We start from the raw sequence: 2,703 nt of genomic DNA, 5'->3' as shown, positions 1-2,703 counted from the left end.
GTGGGCGACAGCACACAAGCGCCGGCTCTTCTAGAGGGACAGAGCGGCGCCGCCGTGCTGGCTGATAAAGCCTATGACAGCAATGCCTTGCGGCAAACGATCACCAGCATGGGAGCCGAGGCGGTGATCCCGTCAAACCGCTCACGCAAGATCATCATCCCCCACGACGAAGGCGCCTACAAAGATCGCAACCGCATCGAGCGGTGCTTCAACCGAATGAAGCACTTCCGACGCTTCGCCACCCGATACGACCGCAGAACAATCCACTTCGAAGGCTTCGTCTATCTCGTCGCCGCAATGATCTGGCTGCCGTGAATGTCGATTCGTCCTAGTCTAGGCTCCAGACTCAATTGGTCCACCAGATGACGATAGCGGCGATGTGGACGGCGGCCTGGAAATTTGTGGCGAGCTTGTCGTAGCGTGTGGCGATTCGCCGCCAATCCTTGAGACGACAGAACATCCGCTCGATGACGTTGCGCTGGCGATAGGCCCTTGCATCGAAGGGATGGCGGCGCTTTCTGGTCGGGTTGTTGGGAGTGACCGGAATGGTTCCGCGTCCGGTCAGGTACTGGCGCAGGGCATCGCTGTCGTAAGCGGTGTCGGCGGCGAGGAAATAGGCGGGCGGCAGGTGCTGGAGTAACGGCACGGCGGCGCGCACATCGCCCATCTGCCCCGGCGAGATCTGCAGCCCGAGCGGTCGGCCACGACCGTCTACGACGGCGTGGATTTTCGTCGTCCAGCCGCCGCGGGAGCGACCGATCGCTTGCGTTTGCGCCCCTCTTTTCCACCGGCGGCCGAGCGATGGACCTTCGCGGTGGTGCTGTCGATCATCTGCATGTCGCATGGATCGGCCGCGACCAGGGCCGAAAACAGCTTCTGCCACAGGCCGCGGCCGGCCCAGCGATGAAAGCGGTTGTAAATGGTGGTTGGCGGGCCATAGACGGCCGGGCAATCCTGCCAGCGGCAGCCGACACGCAACACATGCACAATGCCGCTGATGACGCGGCGGTCATCGACCCGGCGGGCACCGGGCCGGTTCTTCGGCAGCAGCGGCTCGATGACGGACCATTGCTGATCGCTCAGCCAGAATTCGCTTCCCATGCTTCAACTCCGTTATTCCGGAATAGAATCATGGAAATTAAACGTTATCAATAGGCTGATTGAGTTTTTACCCCAGAGGAAAAAGGGGCCTTCTTTAGTTGGTTATTCCCCTCAAGGTCCTCCGATGTACGCATCGACCGACGCATGATCGAGTTCGCTTAACTCGATCGATTGACATCCCCTCTCACGCTGCCATAACATTCGCCCCTGCCGAGGGGCGCATCTGACGGTGCTGAGATGGCGGTGAGCCAGACCCTTGAACCTGATCCGGATCATACCGGCGTAGGAACGGCAAGGGCCTCCCCGGCACATCAGCCGCGCCTTCGCCTTTCGTCCGGATCTCCTCAGTTGGTATTGGGAGATCGATGGTGCCTGCACATAGTTTAGGATGTGGCGACGAAAGCTTCCGCGTGCCGAGCCGACCGATGCCCGTGCGCGATCTTTCGGCTTCCTCTCTGATGATTGGAACACGCTCGGGAATGGGGGCGTGCCTGAGTGCCCAGTTTGGACGTGCATTAGGCGAGCTTGAACACATCTTTGCTCTCCGGTGGAGCCAGGCATGACCGGTATTGCCGTTACTATCGCAGGCTCGGACTCCGGCGGTGGAGCCGGCATCCAGGCTGATCTGAAGACGTTCTCGGCACTCGGTGTCTATGGTGCTAGCGTTGTTACCGCCATTACGGCGCAAAACACCCGCGGGGTCACGGCCGTCGAGGATATTTCTCCAGCCGTTGTCACCGCTCAGATCGATGCCGTGTTTTCGGATCTCGCCGTCGGTGCGGTGAAGATCGGCATGGTGTCGCGGCACGAGACAATTGCCGCGATCGCATCAGGTCTGAAGCGATATGGACATATGGCAATTATCGATCCGGTCATGGTTGCCACTTCGGGTGACATATTGTTACGTCCGGACGCGATTGCGACACTCAAGGAGGAGTTGCTGCCACTTGCGCTCATCGTGACGCCTAACCTGCCCGAAGCAGCACTGATGACGGGGCGCGGCGTTGCTGAGAACGAGATAGAGATGGCCCGCCAGGCGGAGATGCTCCTGAAGCTTGGTGCGGCCGCAGTGCTGATGAAAGGCGGGCATGCCAACGGCGACGAAGCGGCGGATATCCTCTTCGAGGGGAGTTCCCCTTTGCGCCTGTCGCGCCCGCGGGTTGAAACCAAGAACGATCATGGCACCGGCTGCACGCTCTCTGCCGCAATCGCCGCTGGTCTTGCCCATCGCTTGCCGCTCGAAGAATCGGTGATCGCCGCCAAGACCTATTTGCATGAGGCGCTTGTTGCCGGAGCCAATTTGAAGATCGGGCAGGGCCGGGGGGCGGTTCACCACTTTCATCAGTGGTGGGCAGCACCGAACGACGATTAATTCCGTTCCGGCGCTTTGCTCCGGTTCCACTAAAGCATCGTTCGATTTAATCGACTCGCAGAGATTCCGTTGTGATGGCATCTGTGATTCACGTCTGCGTGGAGGTGTTTCATGGGAAGTTCCATTCGTTGGATATTCGCGACCGTGTTGCGTCGATGGTTGACGGCGGCCAGTCGCGTCGGGCCGCGGCCCGACACTTCGGTGTCAGCGAGAGTGCGGCAATCAAGCTT

The 2,703-nt window shown here is 60.0% G+C and carries 2 protein-coding genes, 1 pseudogene and 1 riboswitch; of the genes and pseudogenes, 2 read left to right on the top strand and 1 reads right to left on the bottom strand.

Annotation, left to right across the window (positions count from 1 at the left end; genetic code table 11):
- Positions 1 to 315 (top strand): transposase (locus tag BBX50_RS25580; protein WP_139108849.1); only part of this gene is annotated, 315 nt, incomplete at its 5' end.
- A 31-nt stretch (positions 316 to 346) separates the two neighbouring features.
- On the opposite strand, the pseudogene BBX50_RS29550 reads toward BBX50_RS25580, so the two are convergent.
- A pseudogene (locus BBX50_RS29550) lies at positions 347 to 1,101 on the bottom strand (IS5 family transposase).
- Positions 1,102 to 1,304: 203 nt separating this feature from the next.
- Positions 1,305 to 1,407: riboswitch (TPP riboswitch) on the top strand.
- A gap of 253 nt (positions 1,408 to 1,660) precedes the next feature.
- Between BBX50_RS29550 and thiD the strand changes: the two are divergent.
- Positions 1,661 to 2,473 carry a bifunctional hydroxymethylpyrimidine kinase/phosphomethylpyrimidine kinase gene (gene thiD, locus BBX50_RS25565; protein ID WP_065778099.1) on the top strand — a complete coding sequence of 271 codons (813 nt, stop codon included), beginning with the start codon at positions 1,661 to 1,663 and terminating at the stop codon, positions 2,471 to 2,473.
- Positions 2,474 to 2,703: the final 230 nt, after the last annotated feature.

The organism is Ensifer sp. LC11 (assembly GCF_001695835.1).
Lineage (GTDB): Bacteria > Pseudomonadota > Alphaproteobacteria > Rhizobiales > Rhizobiaceae > Ensifer.
The sequence above is the reverse complement of the archived record's forward strand: the minus strand, read 5'-3'. Positions and strand labels throughout refer to the sequence as shown.